At 46.6% G+C, this 17,029-nt stretch carries 13 protein-coding genes; 7 read left to right on the top strand and 6 right to left on the bottom strand.

The window, feature by feature from the left end; translation table 11 throughout:
- Window position 1 precedes the first annotated feature (1 nt).
- The 3 genes from K1X61_12170 (at window position 2) to K1X61_12160 (ending at window position 4,899) form a co-directional block, all read left to right on the top strand.
- Complete coding sequence (locus K1X61_12170) at window positions 2-955, top strand: TerC family protein (protein ID MBX7109396.1); 954 nt, start codon at window positions 2-4, stop codon at window positions 953-955.
- A gap of 6 nt (window positions 956-961) precedes the next feature.
- On the top strand, window positions 962-2,083 hold the full coding sequence (locus tag K1X61_12165; GenBank protein MBX7109395.1) for a site-2 protease family protein: 1,122 nt from the start codon (window positions 962-964) through the stop codon (window positions 2,081-2,083).
- 257 nt (window positions 2,084-2,340) lie between these two features.
- Window positions 2,341-4,899: a carbohydrate binding family 9 domain-containing protein gene (locus K1X61_12160; GenBank protein MBX7109394.1), complete on the top strand. Its 2,559-nt coding sequence runs from the start codon at window positions 2,341-2,343 to the stop codon at window positions 4,897-4,899.
- A 20-nt stretch (window positions 4,900-4,919) separates the two neighbouring features.
- Here the strand turns inward: K1X61_12160 and K1X61_12155 are convergent, their stop codons facing one another.
- Window positions 4,920-6,263: a phenylacetate--CoA ligase gene (locus K1X61_12155; GenBank protein MBX7109393.1), complete on the bottom strand. Its 1,344-nt coding sequence runs from the start codon at window positions 6,261-6,263 to the stop codon at window positions 4,920-4,922.
- Window positions 6,264-6,558: 295 nt separating this feature from the next.
- Between K1X61_12155 and K1X61_12150 the strand changes: the two genes are divergently transcribed.
- Window positions 6,559-8,238: a S8 family serine peptidase gene (locus tag K1X61_12150; protein MBX7109392.1), complete on the top strand. Its 1,680-nt coding sequence runs from the start codon at window positions 6,559-6,561 to the stop codon at window positions 8,236-8,238.
- Between the two features lie 21 nt (window positions 8,239-8,259).
- On the opposite strand, the gene K1X61_12145 is transcribed toward K1X61_12150, so the two are convergent.
- Window positions 8,260-9,645 carry a 3'-5' exoribonuclease gene (locus tag K1X61_12145; protein MBX7109391.1) on the bottom strand — a complete coding sequence of 462 codons (1,386 nt, stop codon included), beginning with the start codon at window positions 9,643-9,645 and terminating at the stop codon, window positions 8,260-8,262.
- A 179-nt stretch (window positions 9,646-9,824) separates the two neighbouring features.
- Between K1X61_12145 and K1X61_12140 the strand changes: the two genes are divergently transcribed.
- Window positions 9,825-10,457, top strand: coding sequence for a LysE family translocator (locus K1X61_12140; protein MBX7109390.1), 633 nt, complete (start codon window positions 9,825-9,827; stop codon window positions 10,455-10,457).
- 60 nt (window positions 10,458-10,517) lie between these two features.
- Here K1X61_12140 and K1X61_12135 read toward each other — a convergent pair whose 3' ends face one another.
- Together K1X61_12135 and K1X61_12130 are read right to left on the bottom strand one after the other, a co-directional pair.
- Window positions 10,518-11,978, bottom strand: a complete 1,461-nt coding sequence (locus K1X61_12135; protein MBX7109389.1) for a hypothetical protein — start codon at window positions 11,976-11,978, stop codon at window positions 10,518-10,520.
- 303 nt (window positions 11,979-12,281) lie between these two features.
- Window positions 12,282-13,127: an OmpA family protein gene (locus tag K1X61_12130; protein MBX7109388.1), complete on the bottom strand. Its 846-nt coding sequence runs from the start codon at window positions 13,125-13,127 to the stop codon at window positions 12,282-12,284.
- Window positions 13,128-13,624: 497 nt separating this feature from the next.
- Here K1X61_12130 and ygiD point away from each other — a divergent pair, with 497 nt between their 5' ends.
- Window positions 13,625-14,458, top strand: coding sequence for a 4,5-DOPA dioxygenase extradiol (gene ygiD / locus K1X61_12125; protein ID MBX7109387.1), 834 nt, complete (start codon window positions 13,625-13,627; stop codon window positions 14,456-14,458).
- A gap of 87 nt (window positions 14,459-14,545) precedes the next feature.
- A complete protein-coding gene (locus K1X61_12120; protein ID MBX7109386.1) occupies window positions 14,546-15,496 on the top strand; it encodes a carbohydrate kinase in 951 nt (316 codons plus the stop codon).
- A gap of 229 nt (window positions 15,497-15,725) precedes the next feature.
- On the opposite strand, the gene K1X61_12115 is transcribed toward K1X61_12120, so the two are convergent.
- Together K1X61_12115 and K1X61_12110 are read right to left on the bottom strand one after the other, a co-directional pair.
- Complete coding sequence (locus K1X61_12115) at window positions 15,726-16,166, bottom strand: hypothetical protein (GenBank protein ID MBX7109385.1); 441 nt, start codon at window positions 16,164-16,166, stop codon at window positions 15,726-15,728.
- Window positions 16,167-16,926: 760 nt separating this feature from the next.
- Window positions 16,927-17,025, bottom strand: a complete 99-nt coding sequence (locus tag K1X61_12110; GenBank protein ID MBX7109384.1) for a DUF3024 domain-containing protein — start codon at window positions 17,023-17,025, stop codon at window positions 16,927-16,929.
- Between the last annotated feature and the right edge of the window lie 4 nt (window positions 17,026-17,029).

Genomic DNA, 17,029 nt, shown 5'->3' with positions numbered 1-17,029 from the left:
CATGAGTACTGAAACCTGGTCATTTATAATTTTTAATGTCTTTGTGCTGCTGTTGCTGGCGCTTGATCTTGGTGTTTTTCACCGCAAGGCACATGTGGTAACAATGAAAGAAGCCCTGATCTGGAGTGGTGTGTGGATTATGCTGGCGTTTATCTTCAATGCGGGAATATATTTCTGGAAGGGTACAGAGCCGGCCTTGCAGTTTCTCACTGGTTATGTGATTGAAAAGTCGTTGAGTATTGATAATATTTTTGTGTTTGTACTCATTTTCACCTACCTCGCCGTGCCTGCTTTGTATCAGCACCGGGTATTGTTCTGGGGTATTATCGGTGCATTGATCATGCGTGCCATTTTTATCGCGGCAGGTATTACCCTGATTGAAAAGTTTCACTGGATCATTTACCTGTTCGGTGCATTCCTGATTTATACCGGATGGAAGATTGCCCTCAACAAAGGGACTAAAATTGATATCGAAAATAATCTGCTGATCCGTCTCCTGAGAAAATTTTTCCCTGTATCAAATGAATATCATGGGAGCAAATTCTGGATCCGTGTATCCGGAAGATGGACAGCTACCCCGCTGCTGATTGCCTTGCTCTTGGTTGAATTCACCGATCTGATATTTGCCGTAGACTCTATTCCGGCCATTCTCGCTATTACCAACGATCCGTTTATCGTTTACACTTCCAATGTATTTGCCATCCTGGGTTTGCGTTCCTTATACTTTGCGCTGGCCGGACTCATTCATCGTTTCACGTACCTGCATTATGGCCTTGCTGCCATTCTTGTTTTTGTGGGATTGAAAATGCTTGCAGCCGATTTCTACAAGGTTCCGGTGTTACTTTCCTTACTGATCATTATAGGTATCCTGGCTGTTTCCATCATTGCTTCACTTATCCGTACAAAAAACAATGCCCCAACGGCAGCATCCTCCATCCATCATTCCTCACCATAATTTACCATGAAAAAATCACCGTTTGCGATTGCAGGTATTCCTGTTCAGATTCACTGGACTTTCTGGCTGCTGGCCATATGGATTGTTTACAGCAACCTGCAGGATGGATTTGATGTCTTCCGCACAGCGTGGTCGCTGCTCTTCACAGCGCTGGTGTTTGTTTGTGTGCTGTTACATGAACTGGGGCATTCCCTCACTGCGCGTCAATTCGGCATTCAAACAAAAAGCATCCTGCTGCTGCCCATCGGTGGCCTTGCTCATCTTCAAACGATGCCAAAATCGCCCAAACAGGAATTTTGGATTACCATCATGGGGCCTGCTGTAAACCTGGTTATTGCATTGATGCTGCTTCCGACCGTACATTTCGATTTCAACAATCCTGCGCGCGTTGACCAGGTAACATCAGTAAACGGTACCAATATATTCTACAATTTATTTGTTGCAAACGTGATCATGTTTCTGTTTAACCTTCTCCCGGCATTCCCAATGGATGGCGGAAGAATATTACGGGCTGCTATTGCCTGGTTTAGCGGCCAGGAAAAAGCCACTAAGATTGCAACGTGGGTCGGAAATCTGTTTGCATTTCTTTTCATCGTTGCAGGAATCTATTTAATGAGTTTTATGCTGGTCATCATCGGCATTTTTGTTTTACTGGCGGCACGCAGCGAACTTAGTTTTGTAAAAAACAATTCAATCCTCAGCAGGTTCAGGGTGAAGGACATTATCATCACCGATTATCATACTTTATCGCCTTCCGACCCTGTTCAGAAAGCCGCCGATTTGCTGCTGCGTACGCAGAACAAGTCATTTGTGGTGATGAAGTACGGTGAAGTGGAAGGTGTACTCAGGCAAATGGAAATCATCAAAGCGCTTTCGGCAGAAGGCCCCAATGCGCCTGTTGCAAAGTATATGAATCCGCACGTAATTAAAGTTGATGAAGATGAGTTGCTTGCCGATGTTCAGGAGAACTTTGCAGCGGGAGGGCACGACGTATTGCTGGTCACCAGCAATGGCTCTTTTCTCGGATTAATAGACAGCGATAACATTGAAGAACTGATTGCACTGTATCAGCGAGGCGACAACAGCTACTTTCCATCACGCGGCTTTGAATGGTCTAAAAGCTACTAAGAGAATAAGTTGTTTGACTGTCATGCAATGAAAACACTGCTGTCTTTTGGTTTAATCCATCACTATACTTTTACCCCTGATGTCGCGTTATACGGGCCGGCCACCCTTCCTGAAACGAACAAGACCGGCAACCTTTCTATCCATCCCTGATTTTTGGTCGAAAGAAAATAAGCTTTGATCAACAACCATCATCAGTATGTAGAAGAGTGGAAATCCGTGGCTTTGATTTGTTGTATTTTAACCATTCCTTTTAACTGATGGCTGTACGCTTCCTGCTGATACTCCTGTTCTTTTTTTGCTTTGCCACCGTTTCGGCACAGGACACTCCTGCAAAAATTTCCAAATCGGTGCAGGCTTTGCGGATCGATCAGCCTGTTCAGATTGACGGCGAATTGAATGATGCACCCTGGGCGAATGCGCCGGTGGCTGATGAATTTATTCAACTTGAACCCGTACCCGGAAAACCGGCGCAACAAAAAACGGAAGTAAAAATTCTCTACGATGATGTGGCGATTTATATCGGGGCTGTAATGTATGACAGCTCAGGTGCAGCCATCAATACAGAACTTTCTGCACGCGACAACATTAACGTGGCCGACTGGTTTGGTGTATTTTTAGATTGCTACCGTGATGGCCTGAACGGCGTGGGCATGATCATTACCGCATCAGGCGTGGAGAATGACGCCAAATATTCTGTGTTCGGGGAAGATTTCAGCTGGGATGCCGTATGGAACTGCAAAGTAAAAGTTACCAATCAGCAATGGACAGCGGAATTCCGCATTCCCTATTCCGCGTTGCGTTTTCCGGGTGATGCCGAACAATCCTGGCGCATCAACTTCGGACGGTTCATCAACCACAACAGGGAAAAATCATTCTGGAGCGAGATTGATCCGGAGGTGAATGGTTTCCTGAACCAGGCGGGCTTGCTGAACGGCATAAAAAACATCAAGCCGCCGGTCAGGCTGGCTTTGTATCCTTATGTGGCGGCATACTTTGAAAATTACAACGACAGGAGCAACCCATCCGAAAACAGCTATGGCTTCAATGGTGGTCTTGACCTGAAGTACGGCATCAATGATGCATTCACCCTGGATATGACACTGGTTCCCTATTTCGGCCAGGTACAATCCGATGCGCAGGTGCTCAACCTTTCCCCGTTTGAAGTTCGCTTTGATGAGAAACGGCAGTTCTTTACGGAAGGAACCGAACTCTTCAACAAGGGCGGATTGTTTTATTCACGCCGTGTTGGCGGCACGCCGATAGGATACTATGATGCCTACGATTCCACCGGCGATCATGAGGTGGTAAAAGAAAATCCGGCGGAATCGCAGTTGATCAATGCTACTAAAATTTCAGGGCGCACCGGTAAGAACCTGGGCATTGGCTATTTCAATGCCATTTCAACTGCTACGCATGCAGTGATCAGCAATACAGAAAGTGGAGCAGAAAGGAAACTGCTCACCAATCCGCTGACCAATTATAACGTGCTGGTCTTTGACCAGGGCTTAAAAAATAATTCATACGTCACGCTCATCAATACCAATGTGATGCGGGAAGGATCATACTACGATGCCAATGTAACGGGAGGCGAATTTCAGTTGAACAATAAAAAGCAATCGTATGGCATCTATGCCAACGGCGCAGTCAGCCAGAAATATTTTGACGGGTTGAAAAATCCCGAAACAGGTTTCAATACCGGCCTGAATCTCCGGAAGATCAGCGGAAAATTCACAGGAACCATCTGGCAGTACATTCAAAGTGATACCTATGATCCGAATGATCTTGGCTATTTAAGCAACAATAATACGTGGGGAGAAGGAGTGGAAACTGCCTATAACATCTACGACCCTTTCGGACCTTTCCTGAGCATGTCCTTTAACCTGAACACTTCTTATGTCCGCATCTATGATCCCAATGAGTTTCACAACTTTTCCGTAGGCGGAGAATGGTGGACGAAGCTGCGGAACTACCTTGCCGGCGGAATCTTTTTCTATACAGAGCCGGTGATCACATACGACTGGTGGGAACCAAGAACACCGGGAAGATTCTATACGTACCCTGTCAATCATAACATTGGAGGATGGTTTGAAACAGACTACACCAAAAAATTCGCCTTTAGCTTTAATACCAATTACAGGAAATTTATCGAAGACGGACGCTACCGGTTCAACTTCTATCTCTCGCCAAGGGCAAGGTTGAACGATCACCTCTCCTTCTCGGTGAATTATGCCTATAACCGATGGATCAATGATGTAGGATATGTGGATGAGGAAGAGGATAAAATATTATTCGGCATCAGGAACAACATCACGAATGAAGTGTCGATGAACGGAAGTTACGTCTTCAACAATGAGATGGGCATCAGCATGAATGTGCGGCACTACTGGTCCTTTGCCGACTACAGCACCGTAAAAGAACTGGATGCGGAAGGCATGCTGGTCAATACGGCATGGTCGCAGCAGTTTCAGCCGGCCGATTATAATATCAACTACAATGCTTTCACCATTGATATGGTTTACCGCTGGCGATTTGCGCCGGGCAGTGAAATAGATATCGTCTGGAAGAATGCCATAAATCAGTTTGCACAGGGTAAGAGCGCGCTGGTAGAGAATTATGCAGAGAATTTCCAGGCAACCTTTGATGCGCCGGCCACCAACAACTTGTCCGTGAAGCTGATTTATTATATTGATTATCTGATGGTGAAGAGCTGGTTCCGGAAAGGTTCAACCAGTGCTTTCCTGCAGGACCTGCAGCATGATTCCGGCTGGCCTGATCATTCCATGCGTGCCAACAACTCCATGCGCAGCAGGATGTAAATGCAGTGCGATTTGACCAACTATGGATGATGCATTTTTCGAAGGTCATTGATATGATTCAATTTGCCCCCTTCGCTTCTTGGCACGGTATGATAGGGCTGAATACGCACCTTCATGGTCAGCCCGGTGTTGTCCTTGATTTTTTTGGAAAGAAAATTTTCCAGTGAATTGATCCTTTCCTGCCCGGCTGATGCACTGCCCGGCTGAAAGTTCCACGCATGATATAATGGCTCCTGCAATTCTACCAGTACTTCTACCATATCCAATGCTCCTGCCCGGGTAACGAGCAATTGATAGTGCGGCGCGAATTCCGGAATGTCCCGGATAATGGCTTCAATCTGTGTGTGAAACAAATTCACCCCGCGTATAATCAACATATCATCGGCGCGGCCGCGGACCGGTCCCATTTTCACATGTGTCCGCTTCCCTCCCCTGTGATAATACAGGCAGGTTATGTCATTGGTCCAGTAACGGATGAGTGGCATCGCTTCTTTGGTAAGCGTGGTGAATACGAGCACGCCATAGGCTCCTTCATCCATCGGTTCACCGGTTTCAGGATGCACTATTTCCGGAAAAAAATGATCTTCCCACACATAACTTCCGCTCCCGCGTTCTTCAACATCTTCCTGCGCCACTCCCGGGCCGATCACTTCACTGAGTCCGTAAATATTGGTGGCTGCAACTTTCATGGAATGCTGTACTTCATCGCGAATGGTTTCCGTCCATGGTTCGGCGCCTAATAGCATAAACTGCAGGTTCATCGTCGCCGGATCAATGTTACGTTTTCGAATCTCTTCAGCCAGCAGGAGCGCATACGACGGCGTGCAACTCATCACCTCTGCTTTCAGATCAAGCAGCAACATGATCTGCCGGTCGGTCATGCCACCTGAAACCGGAATCACTGTCATGCCAAGCCGCTCTGCTCCATAGTGCAGGCCGAGGCCACCCGTAAACAAACCATACCCGTAAGCATTCTGAAGTTTCATACCGGCTTGTGCGCCTGCTGCCATCAGTGAGCGGGCATTCACTTCAGCGAATATTTCCAGATCCCTTTTTGTATATCCAACGATCGTCGGCTTGCCTGTTGTGCCCGTGGAAGCATGTATGCGGAGTACTTTTTCCGGCGCCACGGCAAACATCCCGAAAGGATAATAATCACGCAGGGCAGCCTTTCTGGTAAATGGCAGCTTGTGAAGGTCATCGGTTGACCTGATCGCAGTGATGTCAATGCCCGCCTCGTCCCACTGCTGACGGTAAAAAGAAATATTTTCTTTTACATAATGCAGTAACGTACGCAGCCGCTGATTTTGCAAAGCACGCAACTGTGGCAACGGCATTGTTTCATGATAGGGATCGAAGAGCATAGGAAATCATCAGTCGTTAAAGTTAGCGAATACGGAAAAAATCCGGGCCTCAATGCGGAAGCATCACCGTCACTTCCCGGATAAAACGAACGCTCTGAAAGCGATAATAAATTGCACCATATACCGGTGAATGTTATCCCTTTCACAGCATGACTGTCGTCATATCGTATGTCGATGGCACCACTCCCTTGGTCGAAAATCATGTTGAAAAAACAGGATAATACCAGCTATATAGTAATTTCGACTGCTTAAAATCAACTACGGATTCCGTAACATTTACAATGCTATCTGCACCGTGCATCTCCGTAAAACCGGTAAAAAGGTTACAGGATGCTGGCGCGTAACTTATCTTTCAACGATTTTTGAATCACCAACCGATATGAATAGCAGCTTCCTGATCAGGATCATGTGTCTTTCGTTTCTCTTTTTGATTGTTACCGTGAACAGCGATGCGCAGTCACCACCAAAAGACTGGTACCTGCTTGACCCTGCTGCCAGTGGTTTTTATGGTGTAAGTTGTAACAAGGCTTATGATGAACTGCTGAAAGGCAGAACGGCACAACCGGTGATAGTGGCTGTAATTGACCTTGGCGCCGATGTCAGTCATGAAGATCTGAAAGCAAACCTCTGGACCAATGCCAAAGAAGTTCCCGGCAATGGCATAGATGATGACGGGAACGGCTATGCTGATGACCTGCACGGCTGGAATTTTATTGGCGGCAAAAATGGAAATGTTCAATACGACACTTTTGAGATCACCCGCCTGTATAAAATGCTCAGTGACAAATACGGCAACAAGTCGTTGGAAGACATTCCTGCCGCGGAACGTGATGAGTACAACCGATACCTTGACATTCAAAAAAATTATAACCGGCTGGCACGCGAACCAAGATACAACTATGAATTTTACAATGGCCTCCGGCGATCAATCGCCTCCATGCTGCAGGTGATGGGCATGGAAAACCCGACCCTTGAACAGGTGGAAGCCTATCAGCCTGCGGGCGACAGTTTGCTGATAGTGCAACAGGTGCTGATCGGAATTTTAAAGGAAGGCGGTTCCGTGGAGGATGTAATGAATAACCTGAAAGATGAAGTCAATGACCTGGCCACCGATGCGCTTTATCATTACAATCCTGATTTTAACCCGCGCAGCATCGTAGGCGATAACTACGAAGATGCGATGGAACGTTATTACGGTAATCCTGATGTTGCCTGCCTGAACACGCTGCACGGAACACATGTGGCCGGCATTATCGGCGCCGACCGTACGAATGGCACCGGTATAAATGGTATTGCAGATGCGGCAAAGCTGATGATACTGCGTGCAGTGCCCGATGGTGATGAACGCGACAAAGATGTGGCCAACAGCATACGTTATGCAGCCGACAACGGCGCCAAAGTGATAAACATGAGCTTTGGTAAAGCATACAGTTATGATAAGAAGGCAGTTGATGATGCCGTGAAATATGCAATCTCCAAAGATGTACTGTTGATTCATGCCGCAGGTAATGACGCCGTGAACAATGATAAGGTGCCGCATTATCCGAGCAACCAGTTTCTGGATGGCACTTCTTCCTCCAGCTGGATTGAAGTAGGCGCTTCTTCGTATGACAACAATGTAGCTTCCTTCAGCAATTATGGAAGAAAGGTCGTAGATCTTTTTGCACCCGGCGTGGCCATCTACTCAACTGCTCCGGGAAACAAATACCGCAACCTGCAGGGAACAAGCATGGCAGCACCGGTGGCAGCCGGCGTTGCCACACTGCTCCGTTCCTACTTCCCGGAGCTGACTGCGCCGCAGGTCAAGGCGATCATGATGAAATCGGTGGTGAAGATGCCCGAAAAGGTTGAGCTTCCTGCAAAAGCAGAAAAAACAAAAATGATAAAGCTCAAAAAGTTATGTGTCAGCGGTGGTGTGGTGAATGCCTATTATGCGGTGCAGCTGGCGCTGAAAGAAACCGCGAAGCAGCCATAACCCGATCAGGATCAGTATGTATCATAAGGCCATTGCGTGAGCGCTGATCATCTCAAAATCTTTATGCTGCTGTAAATAACTTTGTATGATGCCCTGCACTTCACGGTTATCCTTATAGTGTTCAATAACATTTTTTGCCGTATCCATATCACACGGCGCATGGCGCCTGTCGGTGAAACCAAAGCCAAGATATTTGCCATCTTCCATCACAATCACGCTGCATTCATCCGCTGTTCGGCCGTTGCCGATGAGTGCATAACTTCTGCTGCCTGATTGCGCAGCGGTCAATACTTCCTTCACCCGTTCATTGTAAGTTGCAGCGTTCACCTTGCCGCAACAGGCTCCATCGCATGTTCCCGCTTCATGATCATAACAGGCGCCGCGTGATTGTTGCAATCCGCAAAGTTTAGGACACAGCTTATATGCACGCTGCTGCTGCACGAGGAATGCACGGGCCGTTTCCAGCGTTGCAAACGATACCGCCGGCCGGTCGAGCGGCTTCAGCTTCCTGATGCCAAAGCGGTGATAGCCTTTACCATCTTCATAACAATACAAACCGTAATTGCCATCAGCAATTTTTTGTGCGGTATTAAATGGCGGAAAATACTTTTTGATCTCGGCAGACTCCAGCAACATAGCCACCAGCTCATTGCCGCACAGCTGATGGCGGATACGGTGAATCTGGTTCATCAGCCGGGTGCTCGATCGCGTAGGCGAAGTGCCCGAAAAATGGCCAAGCACTCTCTGCTTCAGGTTTTTTGCCTTTCCAACATACAACACCTTGCCCTGTGCATCCAGGAAATAATATACACCGGCTGCAGCCGGTAAGGATGTAACAGCATCTTTAGGCAGATGAGGAGGAAAGTTGGCTTCCGTGGTTTTCTTTTTCAGAAATCCTTCTATCACGCCTTCCTTGTCTGACCACTGCAGGTAATTGAATAATGCAAGCGCGGCAACAGCATCGCTTTCCGCCCGATGCACTGGCCGCTGGGCAATCTGCAGCGTGCGGCAGAGGTTGTCGAGTGCATAGGATTTCAGTCCCGGGATAATCTTCCTGCTGAGCCGCAGTGTACACAGCAACCTGCGCTGAAAAATTATTCCTTCGCGATGGAAGGCATGCTTAAGAAATGTATAATCAAAGTGGGCGTTGTGCGCAACCACGATACGGTTTCGCAGAAAAAAATCCAGCTCAGTTGCAATAGCAGAAAAGTGAGGCGCGTTTTCCACCATCTCATTGGTAATACCTGTCAGCTGCGTGATGAAGGAAGGAATATACGAATCGGGCCTGACCAGTGTGGTGTAGCGGTCGGTGATTTCCTTTCCGTCGAAATGGAGAATTGCGATCTCTGTGATATGATGCCGCTCCGCATGGTTACCGGTGGTTTCAATATCGAGGATGGCATACATAGACGGAAGATGATGGTTAAGCTGTCATCACGGTGGTGATTCAGCCTGCAGGAATGACGGATCTTCAAATTTAAGAAGAGCGGTCATATTTCCTCAACTTTTAAATCTTGCATACAATGCAGTGTGTAATTTTATCTATCTTCCTCAAATAAGAACAGCGAACCTCTCCGGCAGCCTTCATGCATACCATATTTGAACTGATTTACAAGGGTGTTTTATTGGGCGTAATAACAGCCTTTTCATTCGGCCCCATTTTCTTTACCATCATTGAAACGAGTATTACCCGCGGTCATCGCCTGGCCATCAGTATCGCCATAGGTGTATTATTGAGTGATATACTCATCATCTGTGCTTCCTTCTTCAGCGTTGGCACTTTGATGCAGCATGAAACGGTATCTAATGTGGTTGGGGCATCAGGCGGAGCGCTGTTGCTGATTTTCGGCCTGTATCATTTGTGGAAACCCGTTGCCACGCCAAAAACGATTGACATCACAAGGCCATCTCATTTCAGTCACCTGTTGTTTATCATCAAAGGTTTGGTGATCAATACGCTTAATCCATTTGTTTTTATCTACTGGCTCAGCGCGGTAAGCATCGTTTCCATTGACAAGGAATACAATGAAGCGGAGAAGATCCTTTTTTTTGGTGCGGCCGTTATCTGCAATTTTTTCTTCGACCTGCTGAAAACCTTTCTTGCCAACAGGGTGAAGCACCTGCTGACACAACGCACCATGAATATCATCTCCAAGGCCGTTGGCTGCGGCATAATTTATTTTGGCGCCCGCCTGTTGTATAAAACCATCATTACCTGAATTACAGTGTTCATCCTGTCATCCGTCACCAACATGAATTGTTATGGCGCTGTTTGCCGATTAGCGACTGCCTTCCATAGCATATAAGGCCCAGCCTCCGGGATAACTTTGCAGGATACGGAGCCGTAAATGATCCTGTAAATAGGCCCAGTTCAGCATTGGATTCTTCTGCTGATAGTGTTCCGAAAAATAATCATAGTTGAAAAGCAGCAATGCATTCTCCTGCGGCGGCGAAACACGGTTGAAGTACAGATCGATCACCGGGTTTTTTACGTTGTAAGTGGAAAGCGCTCCGGTAATGTCGCACGTGTAAACAGTTTGCCCTTCATACGATTTCAGTGAGGCGGCGATCTCTCTTTCCGTGCAATTGATCGTATAGATTTTCTGAAATGAAAAGCAGAACAGCGTGAGTTGTATAATGACGACCAGTAAAAACGTTATCCATCCGGCCGTTTTGCTGGTAATAAACCTGGTCTTCATTCTCCGGAAGGCAGGATAAAAAATCAGTAGTACGGGCGGAAAACTTTGCAGCAGGTAACGGTTATTCTGGTAATGTAATCCCGCGATATACAAGCCGTAAAGAATTACCATGGCAGCCAGCATCCTCATTTCCGGCATCGAAAAATCTTCCCGCCTGAGGAAGAACAGCAGGAAGATACCGGCAAACAGGAAAGCAGGATGCATGATATTGAATGTTGCCGCCACGATGTTCCACACAGCATAGTGCTGTTGACCATCAGGATTCTGAAATTCATTCCGGAAAAAATGCTGCGGCGACCAGGCGTATGCATTCGAAGCATAGTCGATGATGAAACCCGCCCCTTCCCATTGCAAAAAAAGAATCCGGCCGCGGATGAACCAGTCTGGAAGCAATGCACAACAGAACAACAGCATCATCAGGATGACAGCCCTGTAATCGCTGCTGCGTATGATGGATAGCAGTATATAAACAGCCGGAATCAGCAGGAGGATCAATACCGCATATCTCGCCGACACGGCACAGCCCGCAAAAAGTGAGAATAGGGCTGCATCCTTCAGCGAATGCATTTTAACATAACGCAGGCAATGGAAAAGCGCGGCCATCACAAAGAACAAGCAGAGCATGTCGGACATGCTGAGCAATCCGAAACGAAATACATAAGGCGATAAGAAGAAACAGGCAATGAGATAGGCAACGGATTCATTTTTCTCACGAAACAGCAAGCCGGTCAATTCTTTCATGTATGCAAATGCAGCGGTCAGTGCAAGCATTGATACAAGTTGCGATGCCATGATATCGCTGAAACCCGCAAGGGATAATAGCCACGTAACAAGCGGATAAGTAATGGGAAAATAGGAATGCGTAACGGGTGTTCCATCGTTCATATAAGCCTGCAATGAACGGGTAAGCCGGAGATATTCATGCGCATCCTGCCCATACAAGCCATTGAATGGCAGTAATACCGATACCGGCAGCAGGCAAAGCAGCAGCAGCACAGGCATCAAATAATCTGCTGCAGAAGGAGGAGTGGTTATCTTCATAATGACTGCCGGCGGTACACAGTATCTCAAAGATATTCAGGAGCAGCGACAATGCCGCCTTGTAACGTGCCGCAGCAAGCACTGTTTAATAACTTGTGACAGCAGGTCACTGCAAAAAAAACAGGCAGTGATGCAGTCACTGCCTGTTGCATAAATGCGAGAAGTTATCTCCAAATCGGTAATCAATGCGGTCATGCCGGATTTATTTCGGCATCTGTGCATGAATGGAAGAGAACCTGATCCGGATCAATCGGGACAGGATGACTCCGGGTATTTTGAGATAGCTTCTATTTATCTGCGTTTTTACTTCTGTGTTTCCAGCAATTTAAAGAACTGATCGAGCTGCGGAAGAATCACGATGCGTGTGCGGCGGTTAGCGGCACGGCCCTCATCGGTATCATTCGCTGCAACAGAAATATATTCACTTCTGCCGGCGGCAATCATGCGCTTGGGATCAACGGCATAGTCTTTTTGCAGAATGCGGGTAACCGCTGTTGCCCGTAAAACACTGAGGTCCCAGTTATCTTTGATAAAGCTCGTCTTGATCGGTTTATTGTCGGTATGACCTTCCACCATAAACTGAATATCCGGTTGTCCGTTCACCACGGCGGCAACTTTACCCAAAACGGCTTTTGCAGCGGGCGTAACTTCATAGCTTCCGCTCTTGAACAGCATTTTGTCGGAAATGGAAATGAATACCGCGCTGCCTTCCACCTTGATCTCCACATCTTTGTCATTTACATCCTTCAGGGCTCCTTTCAGGTTCATCACCAACGCCATATTGAGGGAATCCTTTTTCGCCATGGAAACCTGCAGGTCCTTGATATAAGCATCTTTCAGATTCAGGTTGTCGAGCGACTTCTTGATACTCTCAGCCTGCGTTGCAGATATTACTGACAGGTTTTGCAGCTGATTAACCGCTGTAGTATAGTTTTCTTTGTAAAAAGCATTTTCCTTTTCCAGGTCAGCCACCTTCTTGTCATTTACTTCCTTTTGCGTCAGGCAGGTCTTTAACTGATCTTCCACCTTTGCATAATCCGTCTTCAACGAATCGTATTTAGCCACCTGGCTGTTAAATTTTTTTGTGCTCACACATGCTGTCATCACCATTGATAGAGCGATGAACAACGTTAAATTTCTCAGGTTCATAGTTTTTTTAGATTTAGCACAAAAGTAAGCTATGAATTGCAATTGTTTGTATGCTGAAAGCGCTCTTTTCCATGATATTTGTCATTATGCAATTTACAATGCCGCATTTTATGGTGAACAGTTCCTCTTGCATGCAGGGCGGGCACTTTCCGTTACAAACAAAGAAACTGAAGTAAGTCAGACAGGTTGACTTTCAATACTAACGACTCTTCAAAATCAAAAGAGCATCGCTACCGTAAGCTGCCATCCATACGGGACTGTGCAATGCAGTATCTTTGCCAAGAGCATGATACACCTTACCGGCATTTGCAGGACAACTTATTAAAAGTTCGATCAGTCATCCTTTATTCCAGCTGTGCATCCGGTGGCATGCTTGTGTGCGATGCAGTACAATTTATTAATCAGACAACATAACCTTCCGCATTTTAAAGATGGACAGGATGCAGTTTCTAAAATCTCTCGTTCCGCTTGCCGCGGCACCATTAGCAGCCAACGCCATGAAAATTACTGAACTGAATAAAATGACAGCTCCTTTTGGGAACACGGAAAAGATGCCTGTGCTGTTTCTCGGACATGGAAGCCCGATGAATGCCATTGAAGAAAATGAGTTTGTGGCAGGTTTCAGAAACACCGGCAAAACCATTCCCAGGCCAAACGCCATTCTTTGTGTGTCGGCTCACTGGGAAACGAAAGGCACCTTTGTAACAGCGATGGAAAAACCCGCTACCATTCACGACTTTGGCGGATTTCCGCAGGCCCTATTCGATGTGCAATATCCGGCACCGGGCAGTCCTGCGCTGGCGAATGAAACAAAATCAATTATCAGGAAAACAACGGTTGGCCTGGATGATCAGTGGGGACTTGACCACGGCGCATGGAGCGTAATCAAGCATCTCTATCCGGATGCGGATGTACCGGTTATTCAGATGAGCCTCGATTATTCTCAGGGGCCGCAATATCATTATGAGCTGGCACAAGAGCTGGCAGTGCTGCGCAGTAAAGGTGTGCTGATTATCGGCAGCGGAAATATGGTGCACAATCTCCGTATGGTTGCCTGGGACAAGCTGAATGCTCCTGAATATGGATACGACTGGGCACTGGAAGCAAGGTCGGAGATGAAGCAATTTATTTTGGATGGCGACCATCCGTCACTCATACGCTATAAATCGCAAGGCAAAGCATTTGAGTTAGCCATTCCTTCGCCCGAACATTACCTGCCATTGCTTTATGTACTGGCACTACAGGCAAAAGGTGAAAAAATTACGCTTTTCAACGATAAAGCCATTGGCGGTTCACTGACCATGACATCGGTCAGAATTGATCAGGCATAATCTTATTTTCTTACCGGTAAACGGACGTCTTTTCATTTCTGTTTTTTTCTCTGATCTTCGTTACAAAGGTCATTCATAATCCATTCCATGAAAATTCTCTGCATCGGTGAGGCGCTGATTGATATGTTTTGCCTGGAGCGATGTACCAATCTATCCGCCGCAGAGCACTTCATCAAAAAACCGGGTGGTGCTCCCACCAATGTCGCCGCAGCCATCGCTTCACTGGGCGGCACAGTGGATCTTGCAGCAAAAGTAGGTGCAGATCCCTTTGGCAGGCAGCTGATACAGGTGATGAAAGAATTCGGTGTTTCTACGAAATGGATGTTGCAGGATAAGGAGCACTTCACCACCATGGCCTATGTTTCCCTGGATGAGCGGGGCGAGCGGGATTTCGTTTTTCACAGGGGTGCTGACCGGGAACTTACACCTGCAGAGGCGGATGCGATCAAGCCGGAGGATTATGGTATTGTACACTTCGGCAGCGCAACGGCCTTCCTGGGAGGACCGCTGCAGGAAACTTATTTATTGCTGCTGAAACGCTCCTTGCAAAAGGGTGTGTTTGTGAGTTTCGATCCCAACTACCGTGAAGCTCTTTTCGGCAACAATCTATCTTCATTTACCGATCAGTCGTGGCATTACATACAACATGCCGGCTTCTTCAAAGTTAGTGATGAAGAGGCATTGCTGCTTACCGGCAACACAACACCGGAAGAGGCGGGACGTGCCTTCCGGAAAAAATCCAATGCTGTTTTCGCCATTACCATGGGCGCTGCAGGCACCTTGCTCGGATACCGGGAAGAGATGATTACGGTACCGAGCATCTCCATCGAATGTGTTGACACAACCGGAGCCGGTGATGCATTTACAGGCGCTGTACTGTATCAGCTGAGTGAGATTACGCAGGTGCCGTTGCATGAACTGCCCCTGGAAGCCTGGCTGGATATTGTTGCAAAAGCGAATATGGCAGGCGCACGAACCTGCGAATCGATGGGCGCCATGGAAGCATTTAAAAAACTAAAAAGTGATTTGCTGAAATAGTCAAATCAAGCGGAATCCATACGTCACTTTATTGCCGCTGCGCGGAAAACAAAAATAACAGAACACACCATTCTTCCCGCAGTGACTTGAAGCTATTCTGAACGTTTCTGAACAGGGCAAATACATTATTGCCGGCTGCTATCGCAACAATACTAACACAAAGCCTTCCTGCCTCCTGCGAAAAAGCAGGTTGCAGGAAGGCTATTAAGCTATAAAGTGGTGATGCTGACTATGCTGCTGCAGCTTTGTTACCGCCTCTTGCCATCACCCATCCGATAATGGCACCGATCACCGCGCTAAATGCGGCATTCACCAGAACATCCACGATGACAAGCGTCCCGTCGTACATATTCATGGTGGAATACATAAACAAGTCGAAGGACAGTTGCAGGAGAAAGCCAAGGGTACCTCCAATGACGGCTCCTTTCATAATGCCTGTCATGGCAGACCAGGAACACACCAATGCAATGGCCAGTGACCAGCAAAAGTTGGCAATGAATATCAGCACAAGCATGGAACCGGCAGGTTGTTCCATATCTTTCATCAACCCTTCATACTGAATCGTATGAGCAGAATAGAATGGCATTAAAAGGTTACCGAAGAGCAGCCATCCGAGGAAAAAAGCTGCCACCGCGCCGGCAAGTGCAGCAAGCAAGGTTTTTGTGTTCATAAGTGCTGAATTTTGAGGGTTAAAAAACTCATTGAAGATAATGTATATTTAATATTTTTTCTGTATTTGTGAAGGTAACTTATGCACATGTGAAGAGCGGGGAACCCTGGGTTAGTTACTGATAACAGGCAAGCACCGTGTAATCAATGAATATCCGATCTGACCAGCATTGGCGGCAAAACTTTAACCGATGATCAAATCTTTCTGCGATGAGGAACTCTCTGTCAGCGAGAAGACCGTTTCAGGAAGCCAACATACAAATTACTTTACAACCAGGTAAATGGAATTTGGTAAGTGGTTTTGGTTCGTTTGTGCATTCAAATACTTCATTTTCACAGGTTGTTGATCTATTCCTCATGAAGGCCGGTGCTACGACCAACAACAACGAAAAAGGGATTAGAAGCACCACAGTTCGTTAACGCACCACTGCCTGTTAGAAGCACTACTGTTTGATTAGCGAACAAAGCCCTTTTTTTATAATTTCTTTTAATCTTACGCTAGCTGCATGTGGTGCTGCCTGTCCGAAGCGCTACTGTTTCATTTCACAACAAAGATAGTTAAATGCGATTTACATTAAATGCGATGTCATGTCAAGTTAGCAGTAACCAGTGCGGCTGGGAAAAATAAATTTCTTTTTTAAAAAAGGGTCGGCAAAAATTATTATTGGGTGGGAGAAAAACCAATCTCTTAAAAACTTTGGTTTAGCGTTGGCTTGAAATGGTTTTTAAGAGGGTGTTTTTGTGAGTGGTGGCTTCTTTCTTCATCCGAAAAACCAATGTTGTTTATCCTCTTCCACAAGTTTGCAAAATTCATTCACTCTCTTCACTGTTGGCTTGTGTTCGTAGCTGTGCCAATTCAAATCT

The sequence above is a fragment of the Chitinophagales bacterium genome (assembly GCA_019694975.1).
In the GTDB taxonomy this organism is placed as follows: Bacteria; Bacteroidota; Bacteroidia; order Chitinophagales; family UBA10324; genus JACCZZ01.
The sequence above is the reverse complement of the archived record's forward strand: the minus strand, read 5'-3'. Positions and strand labels throughout refer to the sequence as shown.

What these genes read in the sequence shown, in the direction of transcription:
- K1X61_12115 (MBX7109385.1), bottom strand. Translation starts at nt 16,166, where the DNA reads ATGAACACAAAAACCTTGCTTGCTGCACTTGCCGGCGCGGTGGCAGCT.
- K1X61_12160 (MBX7109394.1), top strand. Translation starts at nt 2,341, where the DNA reads ATGGCTGTACGCTTCCTGCTGATACTCCTGTTCTTTTTTTGCTTTGCC.
- K1X61_12145 (MBX7109391.1), bottom strand. Translation starts at nt 9,645, where the DNA reads ATGTATGCCATCCTCGATATTGAAACCACCGGTAACCATGCGGAGCGG.
- K1X61_12140 (MBX7109390.1), top strand. Translation starts at nt 9,825, where the DNA reads ATGCATACCATATTTGAACTGATTTACAAGGGTGTTTTATTGGGCGTA.
- K1X61_12155 (MBX7109393.1), bottom strand. Translation starts at nt 6,263, where the DNA reads ATGCTCTTCGATCCCTATCATGAAACAATGCCGTTGCCACAGTTGCGT.
- ygiD (MBX7109387.1), top strand. Translation starts at nt 13,625, where the DNA reads ATGAAAATTACTGAACTGAATAAAATGACAGCTCCTTTTGGGAACACG.
- K1X61_12165 (MBX7109395.1), top strand. Translation starts at nt 962, where the DNA reads ATGAAAAAATCACCGTTTGCGATTGCAGGTATTCCTGTTCAGATTCAC.
- K1X61_12135 (MBX7109389.1), bottom strand. Translation starts at nt 11,978, where the DNA reads ATGAAGATAACCACTCCTCCTTCTGCAGCAGATTATTTGATGCCTGTG.
- K1X61_12170 (MBX7109396.1), top strand. Translation starts at nt 2, where the DNA reads ATGAGTACTGAAACCTGGTCATTTATAATTTTTAATGTCTTTGTGCTG.
- K1X61_12120 (MBX7109386.1), top strand. Translation starts at nt 14,546, where the DNA reads ATGAAAATTCTCTGCATCGGTGAGGCGCTGATTGATATGTTTTGCCTG.
- K1X61_12130 (MBX7109388.1), bottom strand. Translation starts at nt 13,127, where the DNA reads ATGAACCTGAGAAATTTAACGTTGTTCATCGCTCTATCAATGGTGATG.